Annotated in this window: 18 protein-coding genes and 4 pseudogenes; 10 read left to right on the forward strand and 12 right to left on the reverse strand. The window is 54.7% G+C overall.

From position 1 onward, the window contains the following. Positions 1-12 precede the first annotated feature (12 nt). Both K6I40_RS05140 and K6I40_RS27940 read right to left on the reverse strand, forming a co-directional pair. Complete coding sequence (locus K6I40_RS05140) at positions 13-1179, reverse strand: ATP-binding protein (protein ID WP_222914617.1); 1167 nt, start codon at positions 1177-1179, stop codon at positions 13-15. Positions 1180-1323: 144 nt separating this feature from the next. Next, positions 1324-1800 (reverse strand): annotated as a pseudogene (locus K6I40_RS27940) (transcriptional regulator); the annotation flags it as partial. Positions 1801-1970: 170 nt separating this feature from the next. On the opposite strand from K6I40_RS27940, the gene K6I40_RS05150 reads away from it, so the two are divergent. Then, positions 1971-3053 (forward strand): class I SAM-dependent methyltransferase, encoded by a 1083-nt coding sequence (locus K6I40_RS05150; RefSeq protein WP_222914622.1) that lies wholly within the window; start codon positions 1971-1973, stop codon positions 3051-3053. A gap of 426 nt (positions 3054-3479) precedes the next feature. On the opposite strand, the gene K6I40_RS05155 is transcribed toward K6I40_RS05150, so the two are convergent. The 6 genes from K6I40_RS05155 to K6I40_RS05175 form a co-directional block, all read right to left on the reverse strand. Then, on the reverse strand, positions 3480-4118 hold the full coding sequence (locus tag K6I40_RS05155) for a hypothetical protein (protein ID WP_222914624.1): 639 nt from the start codon (positions 4116-4118) through the stop codon (positions 3480-3482). A gap of 357 nt (positions 4119-4475) precedes the next feature. Beyond that, on the reverse strand, positions 4476-4733 hold the full coding sequence (locus tag K6I40_RS05160) for a hypothetical protein (protein ID WP_255681644.1): 258 nt from the start codon (positions 4731-4733) through the stop codon (positions 4476-4478). Further along, a complete protein-coding gene (locus K6I40_RS27945; RefSeq protein ID WP_255681645.1) occupies positions 4730-5017 on the reverse strand; it encodes a hypothetical protein in 288 nt (95 codons plus the stop codon). The genes K6I40_RS05160 and K6I40_RS27945 overlap by 4 nt, the downstream gene beginning before the upstream one ends. Positions 5018-5046: 29 nt before the next feature. Continuing rightward, complete coding sequence (locus K6I40_RS05165; RefSeq protein ID WP_222914628.1) at positions 5047-5883, reverse strand: ABC transporter permease; 837 nt, start codon at positions 5881-5883, stop codon at positions 5047-5049. After that, on the reverse strand, positions 5883-6926 hold the full coding sequence (locus K6I40_RS05170) for an ATP-binding cassette domain-containing protein (RefSeq protein ID WP_222914630.1): 1044 nt from the start codon (positions 6924-6926) through the stop codon (positions 5883-5885). The genes K6I40_RS05165 and K6I40_RS05170 overlap by 1 nt, the downstream gene beginning before the upstream one ends. A 108-nt stretch (positions 6927-7034) precedes the next feature. Further along, positions 7035-7682 carry a helix-turn-helix domain-containing protein gene (locus K6I40_RS05175; protein WP_222914632.1) on the reverse strand — a complete coding sequence of 216 codons (648 nt, stop codon included), beginning with the start codon at positions 7680-7682 and terminating at the stop codon, positions 7035-7037. A 1561-nt stretch (positions 7683-9243) separates the two neighbouring features. Here K6I40_RS05175 and K6I40_RS05190 point away from each other — a divergent pair. Further along, positions 9244-10065, forward strand: coding sequence for an NAD(P)-binding domain-containing protein (locus tag K6I40_RS05190; RefSeq protein ID WP_222914643.1), 822 nt, complete (start codon positions 9244-9246; stop codon positions 10063-10065). 351 nt (positions 10066-10416) lie between these two features. Here the strand turns inward: K6I40_RS05190 and K6I40_RS05195 are convergent, their stop codons facing one another. After that, the gene (locus K6I40_RS05195; protein ID WP_222914647.1) at positions 10417-10782 is read right to left on the reverse strand and encodes an antibiotic biosynthesis monooxygenase; all 366 of its coding nucleotides are present in this window, start codon (positions 10780-10782) and stop codon (positions 10417-10419) included. A gap of 570 nt (positions 10783-11352) precedes the next feature. Between K6I40_RS05195 and K6I40_RS05200 the strand changes: the two genes are divergently transcribed. The 3 genes and pseudogenes from K6I40_RS05200 to K6I40_RS27950 all read left to right on the forward strand — a co-directional run. Further along, a complete protein-coding gene (locus K6I40_RS05200) occupies positions 11353-11739 on the forward strand; it encodes a hypothetical protein (RefSeq protein WP_222914652.1) in 387 nt (128 codons plus the stop codon). 117 nt (positions 11740-11856) lie between these two features. Continuing rightward, a complete protein-coding gene (locus K6I40_RS05205; RefSeq protein ID WP_222914653.1) occupies positions 11857-12609 on the forward strand; it encodes an SDR family NAD(P)-dependent oxidoreductase in 753 nt (250 codons plus the stop codon). Positions 12610-12859: 250 nt separating this feature from the next. Further along, positions 12860-12970: pseudogene (locus K6I40_RS27950) on the forward strand (3-oxoacyl-ACP reductase); the annotation flags it as partial. Positions 12971-13326: 356 nt separating this feature from the next. Here the strand turns inward: K6I40_RS27950 and K6I40_RS05215 are convergent. Then, the gene (locus tag K6I40_RS05215) at positions 13327-13980 is read right to left on the reverse strand and encodes a ribonuclease HI family protein (protein ID WP_222914903.1); all 654 of its coding nucleotides are present in this window, start codon (positions 13978-13980) and stop codon (positions 13327-13329) included. Positions 13981-14280: 300 nt separating this feature from the next. On the opposite strand from K6I40_RS05215, the gene K6I40_RS05220 reads away from it, so the two are divergent. The 3 genes and pseudogenes from K6I40_RS05220 to K6I40_RS05230 form a co-directional block, all read left to right on the forward strand. After that, a complete protein-coding gene (locus K6I40_RS05220; RefSeq protein ID WP_222914654.1) occupies positions 14281-15351 on the forward strand; it encodes an aminotransferase class I/II-fold pyridoxal phosphate-dependent enzyme in 1071 nt (356 codons plus the stop codon). Between the two features lie 349 nt (positions 15352-15700). After that, positions 15701-16108 (forward strand): DUF3995 domain-containing protein, encoded by a 408-nt coding sequence (locus tag K6I40_RS05225; protein WP_222914655.1) that lies wholly within the window; start codon positions 15701-15703, stop codon positions 16106-16108. 97 nt (positions 16109-16205) lie between these two features. Beyond that, positions 16206-16490, forward strand: a pseudogene (locus K6I40_RS05230) (IS5/IS1182 family transposase); the annotation flags it as partial. A 61-nt stretch (positions 16491-16551) separates the two neighbouring features. On the opposite strand, the gene K6I40_RS05235 reads toward K6I40_RS05230, so the two are convergent. Further along, positions 16552-17166 (reverse strand): methyltransferase domain-containing protein, encoded by a 615-nt coding sequence (locus K6I40_RS05235; RefSeq protein WP_222914658.1) that lies wholly within the window; start codon positions 17164-17166, stop codon positions 16552-16554. Between the two features lie 353 nt (positions 17167-17519). Continuing rightward, positions 17520-17808 (reverse strand): annotated as a pseudogene (locus K6I40_RS27955) (RNA-guided endonuclease TnpB family protein); the annotation flags it as partial. A gap of 396 nt (positions 17809-18204) precedes the next feature. Here K6I40_RS27955 and K6I40_RS05240 point away from each other — a divergent pair. Further along, on the forward strand, positions 18205-19092 hold the full coding sequence (locus tag K6I40_RS05240; protein ID WP_222914661.1) for a ParA family protein: 888 nt from the start codon (positions 18205-18207) through the stop codon (positions 19090-19092). A gap of 245 nt (positions 19093-19337) precedes the next feature. Then, positions 19338-19532, forward strand: coding sequence for a hypothetical protein (locus K6I40_RS27960; RefSeq protein WP_255681648.1), 195 nt, complete (start codon positions 19338-19340; stop codon positions 19530-19532). The last annotated feature ends 7 nt before the right edge of the window (positions 19533-19539 follow it).

Below are 19539 nucleotides of genomic sequence, written 5' to 3' on the forward strand. Positions count from 1 at the left end.
TACTGAGTCGTTTTATGTAGAGTGGCTATCTGCTCTATTGGGCACTGCTGGTAACGAAAACGTGAATGTCGTCCCCTCGCCAGGCGTAGAATCGATCCGAATCTCGCCGTCATGTCGTTCGACAATTCGTTTACAGAGTGCGAGTCCGATTCCCGTCCCCGAATGCTCTTCTTGGCTGTGAAGCCGTTGAAATACCTCGAAGACGCGGTCTTGGTCCTCTGGATCGATCCCGATGCCGTTATCACGAACCGAAATGATCCATTCCTCGGCATCACGTTCAGCGGAAACATTAATCCGTGGCGGTTCGTCGCCAGTATACTCGATCGCATTCGCAAGAAGGTTCTGAAAGAGTTGGCGTAATTGGCTCTCATCACCCTCAACGTGTGGTAATTCGTCGGTTTCGATAGTGGTGTGGGTCTCCTCGATCTGTAGTTTGAGATCCTTGCGAACGTTTACAAGCACCTCGTCAAGATCAACGGGTTTGAATGGTTCACCCTGCGTGTCTACACGTGAATATTCGAGCAGCCCTTCGATCATCTCTTTCATTCGTTCCGATCCGCCGATCGCGTAGTCGAGGAACTCTTCACCTTCTTCGTCGAGTTCGTCACCATATCGGCGCTCGATAAGTTCCAGATAACTTGTAACCATTCGGAGCGGCTCTTGCAAATCATGAGATACAGTATGCGCAAACTGCTCGAGCCGTTGATTCGATTCTTCGAGTTGTCTTTGCGTTTGTTCCAGCAGACAATTTTGTCGCTCAAGTTGATGGGCCCGTGTTTTCGCTTGCGCAGCGTACGTTCCCACACCGTATCCGGCGACGGAACTGAACCCTGTAAGGATAAGTACAGACCGAATTGAGTTGGAGAGGCCTGGACCGGGCTGGAAGTTGTAGAGTCCGAGGATCGCGAGCATTATCACAATACCGATAAGACACCAGCCGGCAATAGTGGAGTAGAATCTCGGGTGGATGTCGGTGCGGGGCAATCGATATCCGCCAACGAGGAGGAGGGAACCAGAGCCACCGATAAAGCTGACAACTATGAGAGTATTCGCAAGAGTCATCTCCGGAGGGGTCGGCATGAACGCCCAGCCCGCAATGAGTATGAGGTACAACCCACCGAGAGCTATAATTACATTCCTCCCGTCAATAACGCCCACAAAGCGGTCCCAAAGGCGCATTAAAGTAATTGGACTATGGCCAACTATAGCCCTTTTGAATTGACCAGTGAATACCCCGCTCGGTACCCAGTTTACACACCTATTTGATGATGTATTCACCCAGGAAAAAGATGTAATCAATATTGTAGGAAGACTCGGAATGGCCGGTTCCGCGATAGTTATAGTCGCGTCAACCATCGGTTTGATGACGAACTCCGCATGGTGCGGACAGATCATGTCCAACAGTGGCCCCATCCAGTGAACAGTGCTCACGTTCGCCTCGAACCGGAGTGCCTCGTCGGTGACTGCCTCGCCACACCCCGTCAACTGGAACCAGCTATCGACTTTCTCGGCGAACAGGGGTTCGCTGAGTCACTTCGTCAAGTGGTGACTCGTCGTTCGCGAGACGTCAAGTCGCTCTTCGATCTCGCGGCGGTCCAGTGGCTCCTCGCGGAGTGCTTCGAGGACTGGGCCGTGGCGAACGATGTCGCCGAGCCGGTTCTAGTCGATGCAGGAACCGGCTGCGTCTATACGCTTGTCGAGGTGTTTCTGGTTTCGCGCGTTCTGCAGGATGGCCTCCAGAATCGCCGATGCGGGCGGCTTGAACACGTGGTCGGGTGATCGGTCGTCTCCGGAGGAGATCGTGTCATTCACAAGCGCGATACATGATAGCACGAGTAGTAATTCTATCCATACAATCCTGAATTCCGTTCACGCCTTGAAACCTTCACTCACACTCTGAAACAGTGTTCAGTTGGTTGAACGTCATCTCCGTAGATGAGGCCAATATGTCTGCCGCCCACAGTCCTATCATGGCATCACCGACTATCGACGACAAACCGATCGATGAAGAAAAATTAGGTGAACTCGTTGGAATGGCTGTCAACGAACTCGGCGCGGCTTATTACGCGCCATTGCTCGTCATCGGCGACAGGCTCGGCCTTTACGAGGCGTTGGCCGACGGTGGACCACTCCTGCCCGCCGAGTTGGCCGAGCGAACCGATACTGTGGAACCGTACGTTGCTGAGTGGCTCGCCGCAGGAGCGGCTGGCGGATACGTCACTTACGATCGCGAGACGGGATGCTACAGCCTCACACCCGAACAGACAGCACTGCTGGCCGACGAAGACAGCCCTGCGTTCCTCGCTGGTGGGTTCCAGGGTTTGGTCGGGTATCAGAAACGTCTCTCAGAGATTGAATCCGACTTCCGAACCGGTGAGGGTGTGGGCTGGCACGAGCAAGACGAGGACGTGTGTCACGGCACGGAACGCTTCTATCGGCCCAGCTATGAGACGAATCTCATCGACGAGTGGATCCCCGCGCTCAATGGTATGGACGCGAGGCTCACAGCAGGTGCACGCGTGGCCGATGTAGGCTGTGGTCACGGTGCATCGACGATTATCATGGCCAAGGCCTACCCCAGTTCGGAGTTCGTCGGCATCGATTATCACGAACACTCGATTGAGATGGCCCGCAAGCGAGCCGAAGAAGTTGGTGTTGCGGACCGTATCAGCTTCGAGGTGGCGACCGCGAAAGAGTACAACGGGACCGACTACGACCTCGTGATGATGTTCGACGCATATCATGACATGGGTGATCCGGTCGGCGTGGCGTCACACGTCCGGGAGACGCTCGCCGACGACGGGGCGTGGATGTTGGTCGAGCCCTTTGCCAATGATCGAGTCGAGGACAACCTGAATCCGATAGGCAGGGCGTTCTACTGCGCCTCGACGATGGCCTGTGTTCCGAACTCGCTCGACCAGGGCGGCGACCCCGTCTTGGGAGCACAGGCTGGCGAAGCGCGTCTCCGTGAGGTAATCACTGAGGGCGGGTTCACGAGCGTCCGCCGGGCGACCGAGACGCCGTTCAACCTCGTACTCGAAGCCAGCCCGTGATGACAATCCGTTTTCCATTCCAACTGTCGGCGACTCAGCTTGTACTACCGAGCACGATGGGAGCGCTATAGTAGCCACTGACAGTCACTGCACATCTGATCGCATGACAGCTGTGAGATCAGCGTGTAAATCGTTTCAGTGGCTACTATAGTTGGTGGTCTGCTGGTCGCCCCGACACTCGGCAGATTCGGACGAGCTGCTGGCACATTGATCATTTGGCAGGAGCAATCCTGCTGTACGCCGGATACGGGGCGCTGATGCAGATTACCAGCTCGGCCACTTTTACCGTTCGAGTACACGTTCCATCACTGGCGTTCTACTGTACTCTGGACCATCACGAACTCAGATAATACCAGGACTCACACACCACTGGTGCAGGAGAGGGAGCTAACCGATGACTGTAGCGACCGTTTCTCCGTATGATTGTCATGCGAGTCGATATAAGACGGGCATAGCTCCGACTTGATTCGCTTTGAGATTGGTCTGTACATAGTTTCGGAGGCTTTTGTTTGTCAGTTCCTGCCAGAGGAATCGGGCTACTCCCACATCCCATCGCGCGTTGTTGATGGCAACGTAATCCGCGTTCTCGTCCTCGAGCGGAACGAGCAGCGTCGAGTTGTCTAGTCCCGTTTCAGCCGCATATCCGCCGGCTAAATGGTCGAACAGCTCCCGCATCACGGCCGCATCCTCGGCAACGAAGTGGTTGAAAATAAAGAGACCTGGTCTCGTTTTGTCAACGTCCCCGATGCGCTTGGCGTTGCGAGCGGCCATGGTGTGTACGTCCGTCGCTGCGCGCCGTATGACCTCCACGAGAGTCTGATACGTCGGCGTGCCCTGTACGTCACGCGTGGCCGTCGGTGAGGTCGTCTCAATGAGCACAGTGACGTCGAAACGTGCGAGGTGAAGTGAGTCGGCCCGCTCTCTGATATACGGGAGGCGATGCAGCGGCGGAAGGGCGACTGCCTCGAAGATCGTGACCGTCTTGACTACATCGAGGAGTTCGAGTTGACGTCCGAGCTCTTTGAGCCGGCCGATGAGTTCAGCCTTTCTCCGTCCGGTAGGCATGAACGGCGTGAGCGGGAGCGTGTACGGGCGTACGGCCGCACCGATGTGAATGTAGCCGAGTGTCGTCGGCTCGGTAAGCGTCGCCTTTGAGTAGCCCGAACCAGTGTCGACGACCTGCAGGCCAGCAGAGGATTTCGATGGATCGTCTCTCAATTCAGTATCAGTATCCTGCGAGCGGGACGTATTTTCTCGGTTCTCAGCAGTAGATGGCTCCATGGTGTATAGAACGCAGGGAAAAACATTGGCTGTTTACTCGAACATGTTCTCCGAAGCATATACGTATTCAATGCTGAGTCGCTAAAACCCCTGCTAACAGGTCCTGATGCGGGTGAGGGAAGTGTTCCTGTGAAGCACTGCTCAGGTCGGTTCGGACCTGCGGGCGTGCCACGCGAACACGATACCCCCTATCAGTACGAGTATGATAGCTACGTGGTACACGATGTCGGGGATAGTGCGAGGGCCGATACCGACGATAATCGTCCAGAGGCCGATGAGCGACCCTACCAGCGCAAACGCCTGCACGATTGCGCTGACAGAGAACATCGATTTCGGGCGGATCCAGGTCATCGCTAAGCCAACGAGCAAGACAGTGCCAATTACGCTTTCGGCGATCATCGCCTCCTGATGCTCGTACCCTGGATGAGAATGCCTGCATGGATCATGGCAGCAAGGAAGAACGAGACAGCCTCGACACCCAGTAGTGCGCGCACCGTCGGCGTCATAGGGAGCTTCCCTGAATCAGCACGCTGCGAGTGGACCGTGTTCTTCGATGTTTCGGTAGTAGATGGCTCCATAACAGATAGAACGAGTACTGGAGTAATGAGTATCTGCTCGAACATGCTCTCGGTATTGGTCAACGATCGCTGCGGGTAGTTCTCCATGTCTTCCGCGTGAATCATGGAACAAATGTCCCGAGGCAGTCGAGCAGTTACTGAACTGCTGTACTGGACGCTCGGTTGAGGAAGTACACAGCCACTGCGCCGAACAGCAGATCAAGGGCGACGAGAATAACGAGCGACTGTCCGATGACTTCCCACGTCCAGCCGGTGAGCATGATCGTTCGCGCGGCATCCACTCCGTAAGTGATTGGATTCACCGAACTTACCATCTGAAGCCACCCTGGCAGAGCGTCAACCGGGACAAACGCTGTACTCGCGAACAACAGCGGGAACTGCACCAGGTTCGTAGCAATTCCCGTAACCCGCATACTGCCTGTCACGACGCTGAGCACGTTCGAAAACGCCATGAACCACACCGAAAAGACGAGCGCCACGCCAACGACTCCGACGACACCGAGTAGACCAGTCGCTATCGGAGCACCAAGCACGAACCCGAGTCCAACAACGATCAGTGTCGGCACTACGATCAACAGCAGGTCCGACAGGGTTTTTCCTGCGAATACCGCAGCGCGACTCATCGGGGAGACAAGCGTCTTTTCGAACATGCCGGTCTCGATATCCTGGACGAATCCAGTGCCTGAACCGGCTGCCGCAATGAGCGCGACTTGGATGACAATCGCGGGGACGAGATACGCAACGTAATCGCCATTGGGCACGGCTTGCGCGGCGAGTTCACCGAACACTTGGCTGAACAGCACGAGAAAGACGACTGGCTGGACGACCGCGAAAACAAGCACGAACGGCTCGCGAACCTTCTTGACGTTCCAGCGCAGGAAATTCGTCCAGACATCACTCAGAAAGTTATTGCTGATCGCTTTCTCTGGGTTCTGTTCAGCACTGTTCTCTGATTGTACGTGCGTGGTCATTATTTAACCTCTCTTTGTTGTGTATCCGAAACAAACTCAGTATCCGCAGTATCACGCTCTGGTTCGCACGTGAGGGCAAAGAAGACGTCTTCAAGAGTCGGAGATCGAACTCTGAACCCGATGATCTCAATATCCGTTTTGGCGAGCGATACAAGCAGGCTGGAACCGATTCGGCGTGCTTGTGGCGATGTTACACTCAGTCCCTTGTCGGTCGACTGAACGGTCTCGATTGCACCTACGGGTACTTTCTCAGAACCCTCAATGATCGACCGAGCGTGTTCGACGTTTGTGTTGGTAGGGTCACCGAATTCGATCTCTAAAACGTCACCTCCGACCTGTGCTTTAAGGTCGGCTGGCGAGCCGGTTGCAACAATTTCGCCATCACGGATGACCGCTAAGTCGGAACAGAGAGCATCGGCCTCTTCCAGATACTGAGTCGTAAGGAAAATGGTCGTCCCTTGTCGGTTGATTTCACGGAAGTCGTCCCACAGACGATGACGGGCTGTTGGATCAAGGCCAGTCGTCGGTTCGTCAAGGAAAACGATAGGTGGGTGGTGAACTAGCGCCATCGCAGCATCGAGACGCTTCTTTTGGCCGCCTGAAAGCTTGTGTGCGTGTCTATCAGCCTTCTCCGTGAGATCGATGAGCTCAAGCAATTCGTTGATTCGGTCGGCACGATCGCCTCTCGAGACGCGATACGCTCGACAGGCAAAGCGTAGATTTTCTCGAATGGTTAGCGAAGGGTCAATGCTCGTTTCCTGGGACATGTATCCGATCGACTTACGGACCGCTCTTGACTCCGTGCGAGCGTCGTAGCCATTGACCGTGATCCGTCCGCTCGTTGGCTGGAGGAGCGTCGTGAGCATTTTGATAGTCGTCGTCTTTCCCGCACCATTCGGTCCGAGAAATCCGAAGGCCATACCTACTGAAATGTCGAGTGTGACGTCGGTCACTGCTTCAGTGCCATCCGAATACGTCAGTCCAATATCCGTCGCTCTGATAGCTGTTGGTTGAGCTTCAGTTGAGTGCTGTTGGCGTTGCATCGTTGCGACAGTGGCTAGTAGGAGACCACGATTCGTGGTCGTTCACTCGAACATCTTCATCAGAACATTAGCACAGGCACGGAATGATCGACAATATGGAAGCGACAGCTACTCGACCGATTTGGCGAAGAACTCCTTGACGATCGTTTCCTCAGCGCGGTGAAGCACGACGCTCACGGTCGACTTACTAATGCCCAGATCGTCAGCGAGGTCCGTGAGCGAACATTCCCGAGGGCTATCGTAGTATCCGCACTCGATGGCTTCGCTCATGAACTGTCGCTGGCGGTTAGTCAGGAGGTCGGTTGGATCGACAGACTGGGTGACCCTGACGACCTCGAATCTGAACCCCGTTTCCTCTAACTCTGCTTTGAACTGCGACAATCGTTCCTGCGAGGTGGTAAGATCACAAACTATCCAGCCGTCCTCGATCGTATAGGGGAACTGTGGTATATTGCCCGAAGCGAAAAGCGCCCGATATGGCGGTGGAATGAACGGAAGCTGAAACTGGAGTAAGACCGTATGCTCGTCGGTGTGAAGCACTTCATACGAGGAAATCCTTGTTTCTGGAGCGTTCTCAAACAGATCAAGGATGATCGTCGGATCTGCCATCGTCGCTTCCAACACAACGAGTAATCCGTCCTCAGTCGGATGAGCACTCAACATCCGAAATTCATCGTCCGGGTACTCGGTCGATAGCCTGAATGGGCCGCCGAGTTGTTCTCGAGCGGGCTTGAACTTCACCTGGGCTCTGGGCATATGCTATATCATGAGTACCAAGCTTATCGGCTTAGGCGCGAACATGTTCGAGCGCCTGCGGGTAGCGGTCGACGACGGGCGAGGACATATCACTCGCAATCCGCCTGTGAACATGTTGGAGTGAACGGCTACCACCGGTCATCACCTTCCCCGTACCATGGGGCGATTCGATACACACCCGACCGAGAACACGTCCAACCGATCGACGGGGCACCGTAGTCGTAACCCTTCGGAAAATCAAAGCTCATCGCGAGAAGGCGAGACGAAAACGACTCGAGAGCCCGAAGCGATTCACGTGAGGGCCCCTCGACGTCGATTCGTTCAATTAGTTGGAACCGGGATTGTTCTCTCTATCGCGGGCTGCTCGAATATCAGCGGCAAGGCGGCGAAAGATCAAGTGAACTACCAGGACCATCCCAAAGGAGACCAGCAGTGTTCGAACTGCCAGTATTACACTCCTCCACAAGACGGTGAGAATACAGGCACGTGTAGCCGCGTAGAAGGCGCTATCGAACCTGACGACTGGTGCAACGTCTACTACCGCGGGTAGGTCCGAATGGGGTCGAATGTGCTCAGGGACCGTTAAGAGGGAAAAGGCCGTATAGCGGATTATCGCCAGGAACTGTCCGCCGGAAACGCGTATTTTTGGCGTCAACGCGGTGTTCACGTGCGCTGAACCACTGCGATGAGGTCAACTTCGCACTGAGATTCATGCGAATCGCTTGTTCTGCCGATAATTTTCACGGGAACGGTAGTAATTCGATCCACCGTAGCGAATGTGCGACCGATAAATGATCGGTTGAGGTCAGTCGGTTCACTTACGCTCATGACGATACGGTTGATCACGTTCGTCTCAACGTAGTCGAGGAGCGCCTCATGTGACACGCCGTGAAGCACGTCGATCGCGGGTGTGTTCTCCTAATTGTGAACCGTCATCCGATACGGTGCTACACTTATACGTGATTGTCTCCGTCGCTCACGGTCGTTCTGAGCGATTTCGATGCGCTTGCGGATGATCACGCCCGAATCGAGGCAGTCGATGACCTCGATCCAATGAATCGTCGTTCTGGGGAAGTCACTGAAGACGATCTCCCATTCTGCCTTCCGATTTGCCCGATCGGTTCCATCCGTAAGCACGAGCACGTTTTGAGGGGGACGCTTGATCTGATTGGTGTTGGCCGGAACCATTGAGTACTCGTTTGCTCGGTCTTTCCACTAACGTTCGCGCGAACATCTCCACTGAACGGAACAACCGCAGCACACCCTCACCCCGTATACTACTTAAACAGGCCCGTTTAGGTGAGGAAGACCGTACATGGCTAGCGAATCTCGACCACAGTTTGATACCATCGTAATCGGCGGTGGACAGGCTGGACTAGCCATAGGGTACTACTTGGCGAAACAGAGTCGCAACTTCCTCATTCTAGATGCCAGTGAGTGTATCGGAGACACGTGGCGCAATCGGTGGGATTCGTTGCGACTGTTCACCTCGGCCCGGAATAGCAGTCTGCCGGGGATGTCGTTCCCAGCATCCGACGACTATTTTCCGACCAAGGACTAGATGGCCAACTACTTAGAAACCTATGCCGCCGAACTCGACCTTCCAGTGCGCCTTAATGCGGAAGTTGAGGCACTTACCCGGAGCAACGACCGCTACGTGCTAGAAACCGGGTCTAATCGGTTGACCGCAACCAACGTTATCATAGCGACAGGACCGTTCCAGCATCCATCTATTCCCGAATTCGCCGAAGAGCTTGATTCATCGATTACGCAACTTCACTCGAGTGACTACCAGTGCCCCGACCGACTCCCTGCTGGCGCTGCCCTCGTCGTCGGCGCCGGGAATTCGGGAGCCGAAATTGCTGTCGAACTAGCTTGCGCTGATCGTAGTACTTGGCTGTCAGGTCGGGGAACAGGTCACATCCCGTCTCGCGTCTTCAATTCCCGCCCCTTCTGGTGGCTGGCCGATAGCGTGTTCACTGTTGATACGTGGTTAGGGCGAAAAGTGAAAAAACGCAGTCAGGGACACGGCGACCCACTGATTCGTCTTACGCCAGCAGACATCCGCCAACGTGGAGTCGAACGAGTGCCTCGGACAGAGGGCGTGACAGGCGGGAAGCCGCGCCTTGAAGATGGACACATCTTTGACGTGGATGCAGTGGTTTGGGCGACAGGGTTTCGACCCGAATTCGGGTGGATTGATTTGCTGGGACTGGCTTTCGACGCGAACGGCTATCCGATTCATGAGAAGGGTGTGATAGATGAAGAACCGGGGCTGTATTTCCTCGGTCTCTCCTTCCAGCGAACGCCTGTTTCGGCAACCATCGGTGGTGTCAGTTCTGACGCCAGGTACATCGCCTCACGCCTGACCGACGCCGACTGAATCAGTGTGGAAGAACTGTAATCGTTGAGGAATGCAACAAAGCCGTTTCTAGGTATGATGAGAGGATGCCGATGCACGCTCGAATCCACTACGATCGGACCATACCCTGCTGTCGAGCTGATCGACACTGGATTTACGCATTCGAAGAAATCCAGACGATAACGCCCTCATATCCGAGAACTACTCATCATCGAATCCTTTGAGGACCCATGCCGGCAACACTACCGACCTCACTGACGATGAGGATGAAGACTGTAGAATGGAAGAGTTCGATGTTTGTGACCCCGTCAGGATCAACAAGGGCACAAAGACTCGAACGGTTCGATCATATCGAGAAGACTAGTCTGGCCCTCATGTGTAAGTACGACCCCGTAGAAAGTGCGGATCCGGTTCGGCAGCGGCCATCGCATCTCCTATCCGCTCTTCCCAGTCGCGTGAGTCTTGAACTGATTCAAACACATCGCGGCTCTCGAATTGAACGTAACTCACGACACGTTCACCATCAAGACTGTGATGGAGACTAAACGAGACGACTCCGGGAACTTCACCCATCGACTCGACGGCCTCCTCAATATCGTTGAGCGGATGTTGCTGATCAGCAGGCTCGATTTGGAAGACATTTATCAGTATCGTGCCGACCTGATCATTGTCGATGGTGAGTATCAGATTACCGTCCTCCGGGACTGGGCTGAATCTTGCGAGCAGCGACCAGTCCAAGGACGACCCCGAGCCCGAAGACGACGAAGCGAGGTGGACCTTGTTGTATAGGTTGATCGGAATTTGCGTTCGGTTCCATCCGAGCGGACTCTGTCCGACAGCAGGCAGGTCGATGCGAACATGACTTTCGAGCCATCGACGATACAGACGGAACCGTATACTCTCAAGATTCGTTCGAACATGTGTTATCGTAGCTCGAGTTCCTAGAACGAAGAATCGTGAAATCGTCGGAGATCCTTCGATCCCCGAACACTCGAATTTAAGTTCCAATTCGATAGCTGGACCGAACGGAAAGGAGGAATTCAGAGAGTGAGTATTCTTTCCACTCACCATAGAGAGCCGCGTCTAAACATATTCGCAAAAACACTGGTGCAGTACCTAAGCCTTTGTACGGTTGATGATAGCAGCATCGAAACCGAACCCGAGGATCGATCGGTCAGCCGAGAGAGCACTCACCAGCGGTATAGAGGGAAGAGGAGAGCCATGACCGAGCAACCCTCACAAACAGCAACTCAGATCGAAAATTTAGACGTACAATGGTTGACGCTTCAGCGAGCTGTCGCTGTTGGAATGGTCGTCGTCGTCCTAATTCCGATGGTCGTCGTCCTCCAACAGGTCATTCCTCCATTAGCAGTCGCTGGCGTGTTATTCGCCGGCGCGTTTATACTCACGTGGCTACACCCGCATGCTGGCGCGCTCGGAGTCGGTGGGCTCTCCGGACTGTGGTTGCTATGGCAGTTGGTCAATCTCCCGCAGGTCTTACCCGTCCTTACGCAACCATCCGAGGCAGTGTTCTTTCTCGCGACGCTGAGCACCCTCGTCTTACCGATCGCCGGTCTCGTCGGCTTCGTCGGGCTGATGACGGATCTGTCCGATACGTTCGCGATCCGGACGCTGCAAGCTACAGGGATCACACTGCTCGGCGGAATAGCACTCGCACTGCTAGCTGTTCTGTAATTACCCCCTCGCTCGGTCTTTCTGTAGTCGATCTTCAATGGGGAGACGGCCGATCTCGAGCTCCAGAGAAGATGTTCGAATGAACACTGGTGGGGAATAGGAGCTAAAGAGATATTGATGACAGCAACATCGAAGCTAACGGAACGTGTCGTTCTGGTGACGGGGAGTTCATCGGGGATCGGCCGCGCGACAGCCGTCGCATTCGGGCGAGAAGAGGCCCGCGTGGCGATCACCTATCACTCGAATCGAAAGGGGGCGGAGGAGACTGGCGATCTTGTTCGCGAGGCGGGTGGCGAGGCGCTCGTTGTACACTACGATATGACCGATTCCGACTCGATCGACGCGGCGGTGCAAGCGGTGACCGATCGGTGGGAGACCATCGACGTGCTCGTGAATAATGCGATTCCCGCAGACGTCGGTCCGATCCCGTTCGAGGCGCTTTCGCTACTGGAATGGCAACGAATAGTCCACGGAATCGAAGACGGCATCTTTCGCACCATTCAGGCTGCGCTTCCGGCCATGCGCGAAAGCGACTCGGGGCGTATCGTCAATATCTCCTCATCAGCAGTCGAGGGCTCGTCGGGCATGGCAGCCTACGCCACAGCGAAGGCTGGGGTCCATAGTCTGACCAAGGTATTAGCCATAGAACTCGGTGAGATGGGGATCCTCTCGAACGTGGTGATGCCAGGTATGGTGCTGACCGAAACGAACAGGCAGCGACCCGAGGAAGTCCTCGAAGAGGTTGCCGAGCGGACACCGTCAGGGCATATCACAACGCCCGAAGACGTTGCCAACCTCGTGGTGTTTCTGGGTTCAGAAGCCAATGGGAATGTCAACGGCGCCGTCGTTCCCGTGACAGGTGGGCTGTGATTGAGGCCAAAGGGTCGATTCGATGAGGCGAACCATGCTCGAGCGGATCTTAATGGGATGACGGCCCATCTGGACGATCGATGACCGCGAAATCGTATCCGATCCGATCCAGATTCCGTAGTGCAGAGTGCGCTCGAACAGAACCGAACGCGAATCACAGGCGTCCCGCACAGCAAGGGCCGCCTCGCTTCGTCATCTTCGAGCTTGGGGTTATCCTCAGGGAAACGGTTCTTAACGAGAGACGAGCACGATGTCACAGAACAAGGTTGCTGTGATTTACAGAGGGGGCGGTCAGATCGGCGGTGCAGTGGCACGTGCCTTCGCCCGTGAAGGGGCGAGGGTCTTCCTCGACGGTCGCTCGTGAGTGTGCTGGCGTCTCGCCTGTCAGCACGTTCACTAGGATCTCCGTGTCGTCAATGAACAGGACATCTTCGAACGTGTGCGTCCCGAGGACCGCGTCGGGACCCAACTCGCAACCGTGGAATGGATCGTCGGCTGGTTGCTCGGTCATCGAATCACGAGACCACAGGTTCAGCCCTCTTATACCCCGAAAAACGGCCCCTGACTCGAAGCAGAGCTGCCTGGATCTGTTGAAACATCTATAACTTGATGAGAATAGCGCGATGAATATAGAGGGTGGAGTCAGTACGTGGTTTCTAGTAGCTTCTGAGGATGCCAACGGAGCCGGGATTTTGAATTGTAAGCGGTGTACCTCTACTATCCAGGTCCAAAGGCCGCGATATCGGCCCCTACTGTCGCCAGTGCGTCGGCGGGGTTCGGGTCGCTGTCGGCCAGATGCGTGTACTGGTGGTCCGGGATGCTCGACAGTGCCGCCGTGATGGCCTCGCTGTATGTCTCGACGCCCGATTCCGTCGGGTCATCGCCACCCCAGACGTCTCGGATGACCGTCATCGAATCGATGCGCACTTCCAGCCTGCGTGGCTCGTAGCGAGTCAACAGTTCGGAGAGCCCAAGCTGGAGGGCGACGTACTCGGCGGTGTTGTTCCCCGTCCGGGAGCCGACGGGTCGGCCGAGACGGGCGAGTTGGTCCTCCGCAGCGTCCATGATGACAGCACCCGCACCTGCGGGGCCGGGGTTGCCCTGTGAACTGCCGTCGACGTAGAGGACGAATGTGTCGCTTGTCGGCTCGGGGATGGGTGGCCGAGTGAGTCCTGACTCCAGCAGGCTTTCGAGCGCGCGACGCAACTCGGCCGGAGTGGTCGCGGGGTCGAATAGACCGCCGTAGCCGGAGACAGCGTCGTCGATGGCGTCGGTGGCGGCCGCCACCTCGTAGCCGACGCCCGCGAGTACCTCGTCGACGAGCGTGGCGAGCGGCGAGAGGTGTTCGGCCGGGAGGGTGTCGTCGGTCACGTCACTCCCTTCTTCGGACTTCGGTTCCGGGCCCTCACACCCTCGCTCCCGAATGATCTTGTTGGCTGGTCGCACCACTGCATATAGGTCCTCGGTGGTCAGGCGGGATAATCTCTTCAGGTGGTACCGGTGGCGGGCTATTTTGAACCAGTCGCCCCTTGCGATCCTCAGCGGCCGATACAAACGGCCTGCTGAATATAGAGGGTGTATTCAGCCTTCGAAACAGTCGAAGCCATCGAAAACTATCGGGGAGTGCAGCAGAATGAAATATTCAAGCCCCGGGCCACAGTTGCATTCTGTATGGAACTTCCTCCCTTCGAACTTGAACGGTGGCTCGATGAATACGAGCCAGACGCTGATTTGATGCTCGCTGAAAGCGCTGTTCGAAGTCTTCCAGCAGACCGTTTCGATCTCGATGTGGGTGAACTCGGATATGTCATTCCCACTGACGGTACCCCGGAATTTAGAGCCGCTATCGCCGAGCGTTACGACCGTGACACTGAGGAAGTCGTTCTCACCTGCGGAACACAGGAAGCCGACTTCCTCACATTCATGACCCTCCTTAGCGAGGGAGACCATAGCGTAGTCATCTCACCGACCTATCAGTCGCTCTCGAGTGTTCCCAACGCCGTTGGTGACGTGAGCGAAGTTCGAACCGAGCCGCCGGAGTGGAACCTCTCGGTTACTGCCGTCGCCGAGGAGATGCGTCCTGAGACGCAACTGGTTGTCCTCACGAATCCGAGTAACCCGACGGGGAAGTACCTCGGGCCGGAGACGATGCAGGCACTGTACGATCTCGTCGAGGAGAACAATGCGTACCTTCTCGTTGACGAAGTGTATCGAATGTTGGCCGACGAGCCTCACGCGCCCGCCGCCGCGCTCGGCCCGCGCGCGATCTCAACCGCCGGTGTCTCGAAGTCATACGGTCTTGAAGGGGCGCGTCTCGGGTGGGTCGTTGCAGACACGGAGATCGCGGACGCAGTGCGGAAGTGGAAAGATTACACGACAATCTCACCCCCGATCGTTGGCCACCACGTCGCTCAGCAGGCGCTCGGTGAGCGAGAGGCCGAGATTCTTGAGGCGAACCGCACCCACGCGAAAGCGAACCGGGAACGCGTCGCCGAGTTCGTCGAACGTTACAATCTCGACTGGTTCGAGCCGACGGGCGTAAACGGCTTCCCGACGATCCCGGACGGGTTCGAGAGCGGGAAGGAGTTCTGCCGGTCGCTGTTCGAGGCCGAGAGTGTCGTCCTCGCACCCGGTGACGTCTTCGGGTATCCCGACCGGTTCCGAATCGGGTTCGGTCTTCACACCGAGGAACTTGAGGATGGCCTCGACCGAATCGGTCGTCACATTGAAAACCACCGCTGACCGGCACTAATAGGGATGCGGCGTCGGGGTAGGTGTGCTACAGTTACGAACGAGAGCTATCCTCGGCTGCTAAACGAACCGGCCTACGCTACAGTTTTCCCTCTTTGAGAGGATGTAGAAAAGCTATTCAACAGGGTAGACAAGAGCTATTTAGAGTTGCTCCGGAATTGTTGGCTCCTGTCACTGGACAGCCAGATACCAGCAACCAGAGACATTGGGTCAACAAAGAAAGACAAAAACAATGAGTGAAAAAAGGAGTACTGAAGCTGAATCATCGTCTCCCCTGCGATCGTGGTCACCAGCGTGGGCAGGATACGCAGCTTGTGGGTGGACAATAGTGTTCGCGTTGATGAGCTTCTACTGGGCGCTCGGGGGAACTGCAGGTCTTGATTCGGCTTCACCCGCAGCACGAGATCTCATAAGAACTGGCGGCTCAGGAGCTGTTGCAGTCATATGGATCACAGGAGTGTTGAAGCTCGTCGGCGGTGTGCTCGCGCTCGCACTTGTTCAGCCATGGGGAGAGAAGCTCCCCCGCTGGCTCCTACTGATTCCCGGCTTTGGTGGTGCCATCCTTCTCGTGGTACACGGAAGCGATTTCCTGATTCGCGGGTTGCTCTGGTGGAGCGGACTTCTCGACGTCCCTGAGACTGTCGATTCTGTAGTAATTACTGGATACACCTTCCTGTGGGGACCATGGTGGGTGCTGGGAGGGCTCCTGTTCGGTGTGGCTGCATGGGACTATAGACGGCGCACGTGAGGAGATCTATCTTTGAGCAGCGAGAAAATCCCCGCCCTTCAGGGCGGGCGTGAATTGCGTCACTCGACTACGCAAGCCACGTTCTGACGGTAGTACGGATATGTAAGTGGGTGGCAAGGGATATGATGATCAGCAGATTCGAGCAATGGCCCATGAGTACGGGATTCGGCCACTCATCAAACACCGTGAGTTCTCCTCACTTCGGAAAGCGTGGAATGCTCGGCTGGATTCCAAACTCTACGGTCAACGGAGCCAGAGCGAAACGGTGAACTCTCGACTCAAGCGAAAATACGGTGCGTTCGTCCGTTCATGACGCTGGTGGAAGCAGTTTCGTGAACTCGCCCTTGCATGTATCGTCCACAATCTTGACCGAGCCATCTAACAATCAATACAGAGAACATACCTAAAAGATATATCTATTGACAAAAACAGAATAGGGCCGTTTAATTTGATTTTCGGGCGAATAATACTTCAGCGGCGTGTTGATGGGGTTCACCGGATGACCCATCATCAAAGATTACCTCTTCTAGTTCGAGGACACTCCAGTCCTGATAGTATTCCCTTAATTCACCTTGTGCGTAGAAATACTCGCTTTCTGTCCAGTCTGGTGCGGTGGGAACATCAGGATGGTCGACAAAAGCAAACATAGCGTGAACCCCATCGGAAGTCGTCTTCTCCTTGAAATAATTGAATTGACGCTTCCGGTTCTCAGGTTGAATATATTGAATCGTGCCAGCAGAGTAAACTACGTCAACCGCTTCCGGGAAGTTGGCGTCATTTGCGTCAGCTTCGATAGTCTGAAGCGTCACATCACGCTGAATAGCAAGGCGTTCAGCCTTCGTCAAGCCGTTCGGAGAAATATCCATTGCATAGACATTCCATCCTTGTTCGGCGAAAAACACAGCGTCCCGACCTTCACCGGCACCAATGTCAATCGCCGTTATGTCAGTTTTTAATTTCGATGCAACATCTACTGTTTTCTCGGCCATATTGTTTGGTTTGGTACCCCAATAGTATTCTTCTTGACCGTAGACCCGTTCTCGGGCATCGAATTTCATATCTGAATAATTCCTTCAAGGGGCTTAACGAAACCGTTTCGTCGATCGTAATGTGATCCAGCTGTTTGCTATCTGTTGGCTGTAAACCACTTTGTACACCAATTATTATATATGTGTACTTACTGCTGACGTTCCAAAACTGCCACTCCAAGAGGCTCAACAGAGCCACATCTCAGTTGGGATAGTCCAGAACTAGACGGACTCAATAGGTACAATAGGTAGGATAGCTACCTATTCGAGTTCTCTGGACTTCACGCGAGGAAATGGCACTGTCTAGTTCTGCACCTCCTTGGTCGGCGTCCTTCCGTCGAGAGCGTGGTGCGTTCTCTGATGCTTATAGTAATACATAGGTTCTCGTGGTTGTTCGAGCCGTGCTGTTTCCACGAGAGTTTCCGCTGTTCGCGTTCGTCCGAGAGGTCGACTGATTCGATTGAGTTACCGTCAGTGTCGTGGGGATATATGAAAATTCCGACAATGTTCTTCCGATTCTCGGGCTTCGTTGGCGATTCTTGGTCGATTCCACGCTGAAGGTAGCGAACCTCTCACCCGCCGGTTCCTTCTTGAGCGTGACCCGTTTGAACTTCACATCCTCGGAATCTCTCGGTGGAGCCAGATCAAAATATCCCTGGCTTTCGAGAATGACTCGAGCTGCCATGTCAACGAGTACAATATGGGAGTCAACTGGGCCAGCTCTGTCACCTCTGATATCTATTGTTCCTTAAGTACCTACTACGCCTTGACTGGGTATCTTAGATATCTGGCCTGTCTCACCATGACTGGGTGCCTTAGATACCTGGCCTGTCTCACCATGACTGGGTGCCTTAGATATCTAACCTAGCTCACCATGGCTAGCTACAATAGCTACAATAGGTAGGGCAGCTATCGTCCCTATTCTACCTATTGTGGTTAAGCTACCTATTGCAGCTACATGAGGTAGAACTAAGTAGAACAATGAAAATGTATGAACTGTCCGTTGAAACAGGCGTTCATGGTACAATAGGTACCTATCGAAGCTTGTAGCGGACGGAGTTATACAATATGGCCGCTACGAACAATCCACAAGCAGTCAGTGTTGTCATTCTCAAAGGTGGCGTCGGTAAGTCAACGACTTCGATGAACCTCGCTCGACAGCTCGCTGAGCGCGGCCCCACGTTATTCGCGGATCTTGATCCGAACGGCCACGCAACAAACGGTCTCGGATTTAAAGATGCCTATCAGAGCGATGTGAACCTCGGTGACGTAATTCTTGAGGGGACGGCCACACCGCATGACTTGATTCAACACACCGAGTACGGATTCGACCTGCTCCCATCATCGAACACGCTCGAGGATGTAGAGAAAGACCTTGCCGGGGCGATGCAAGGTTCAGCCCGGGTCAAATCGAAAATCATTGAGCCACTACTTGGCAACGAATACGAGTACATTGTATTCGACTGTCCGGCCTATCCAGGGATGTTGAACAACAACGCCCTCGTTGCGACGGGGAATGTCATAGTCCCAATTGAACCGGGCTCGAGTGCGATTGGCGGTTACAAGCGGACGATGGAACGACTCATCGAACCAGCACGGGAGTACATCGATGTGGACGTACTCGCAGTTGTGCCGAACAAACTCTCGGATCGAATTGATCAACAGACCGAGGACCGCGAACTCCTCGAGAATTTGAACACAGCTAGCTACGAGGTCAATCCTGGACAGCCACTGCAAGAGGCGGTTCCTGACTTTGCCCGGATTACGGCCGACGAGTTCGAACAGATCGATAACGGTGAGATTGCGACACCGAAGCCAGGTATCCGCCACCGATCTGCGCTCTCTCGCTCACTCCAGCACAACCAACCACTGCAGGATTACGATCCAGAGAGTGATCAGATTCCTTACTACGAGGAGCTTGCAGGTATCGTTTCGAACGGAGGAATCGATCGATGAGCAACCCATTTGATGACCTCGAAAGTGATGATTCAGATGATGGGGACAATGCTAACGAGTCGGAGACCGATGTGACGTCGACTGACGAGAAAGGGAGATCCCGGGACTCACTGACATCTGTGGATACTACTGTAACCGAATCTAACCCTGAACCAACACGAGAAAGTCCTGAACAGACAATCGAGAACCGTGATCCAGCGGATGTTGGTCCGGCATTTGACTTCAGTGAATCGCGTCAGAAACCGATGTATCCCCATGACGAGACCTGGGATGAGGTCGAAGATCAACTTGGAATTACGGTTATTCCTGAACTCCGTCAAATGGGGATCCGCGACGAGGAAAAGCGGGAGGTCCACAATGCGCTGTTGAAGGTCGCAATCGAGCATAGCGATGAGATCGCTGACGAACTCGCTGCTGAACGGATTCGGCGGTCAGACTGAGTTTAAT

Origin of the sequence: Natrinema sp. SYSU A 869, assembly GCF_019879105.1 — an archaeon.
GTDB lineage: Archaea > Halobacteriota > Halobacteria > Halobacteriales > Natrialbaceae > Natrinema.

Coding starts and splice junctions, on each gene's coding strand:
- K6I40_RS05140 (WP_222914617.1), bottom strand. CDS start 1,179: ATGCGCCTTTGGGACCGCTTTGTGGGCGTTATTGACGGGAGGAATGTA.
- K6I40_RS05150 (WP_222914622.1), top strand. CDS start 1,971: ATGGCATCACCGACTATCGACGACAAACCGATCGATGAAGAAAAATTA.
- K6I40_RS05155 (WP_222914624.1), bottom strand. CDS start 4,118: ATGCCTACCGGACGGAGAAAGGCTGAACTCATCGGCCGGCTCAAAGAG.
- K6I40_RS05160 (WP_255681644.1), bottom strand. CDS start 4,733: ATGATCGCCGAAAGCGTAATTGGCACTGTCTTGCTCGTTGGCTTAGCG.
- K6I40_RS27945 (WP_255681645.1), bottom strand. CDS start 5,017: ATGATTCACGCGGAAGACATGGAGAACTACCCGCAGCGATCGTTGACC.
- K6I40_RS05165 (WP_222914628.1), bottom strand. CDS start 5,883: ATGACCACGCACGTACAATCAGAGAACAGTGCTGAACAGAACCCAGAG.
- K6I40_RS05170 (WP_222914630.1), bottom strand. CDS start 6,926: ATGCAACGCCAACAGCACTCAACTGAAGCTCAACCAACAGCTATCAGA.
- K6I40_RS05175 (WP_222914632.1), bottom strand. CDS start 7,682: ATGCCCAGAGCCCAGGTGAAGTTCAAGCCCGCTCGAGAACAACTCGGC.
- K6I40_RS05190 (WP_222914643.1), top strand. CDS start 9,244: ATGGCCAACTACTTAGAAACCTATGCCGCCGAACTCGACCTTCCAGTG.
- K6I40_RS05200 (WP_222914652.1), top strand. CDS start 11,353: ATGGTCGTCGTCGTCCTAATTCCGATGGTCGTCGTCCTCCAACAGGTC.
- K6I40_RS05205 (WP_222914653.1), top strand. CDS start 11,857: ATGACAGCAACATCGAAGCTAACGGAACGTGTCGTTCTGGTGACGGGG.
- K6I40_RS05220 (WP_222914654.1), top strand. CDS start 14,281: ATGGAACTTCCTCCCTTCGAACTTGAACGGTGGCTCGATGAATACGAG.
- K6I40_RS05225 (WP_222914655.1), top strand. CDS start 15,701: ATGAGCTTCTACTGGGCGCTCGGGGGAACTGCAGGTCTTGATTCGGCT.
- K6I40_RS05235 (WP_222914658.1), bottom strand. CDS start 17,166: ATGAAATTCGATGCCCGAGAACGGGTCTACGGTCAAGAAGAATACTAT.
- K6I40_RS05240 (WP_222914661.1), top strand. CDS start 18,205: ATGGCCGCTACGAACAATCCACAAGCAGTCAGTGTTGTCATTCTCAAA.
- K6I40_RS27960 (WP_255681648.1), top strand. CDS start 19,338: ATGTATCCCCATGACGAGACCTGGGATGAGGTCGAAGATCAACTTGGA.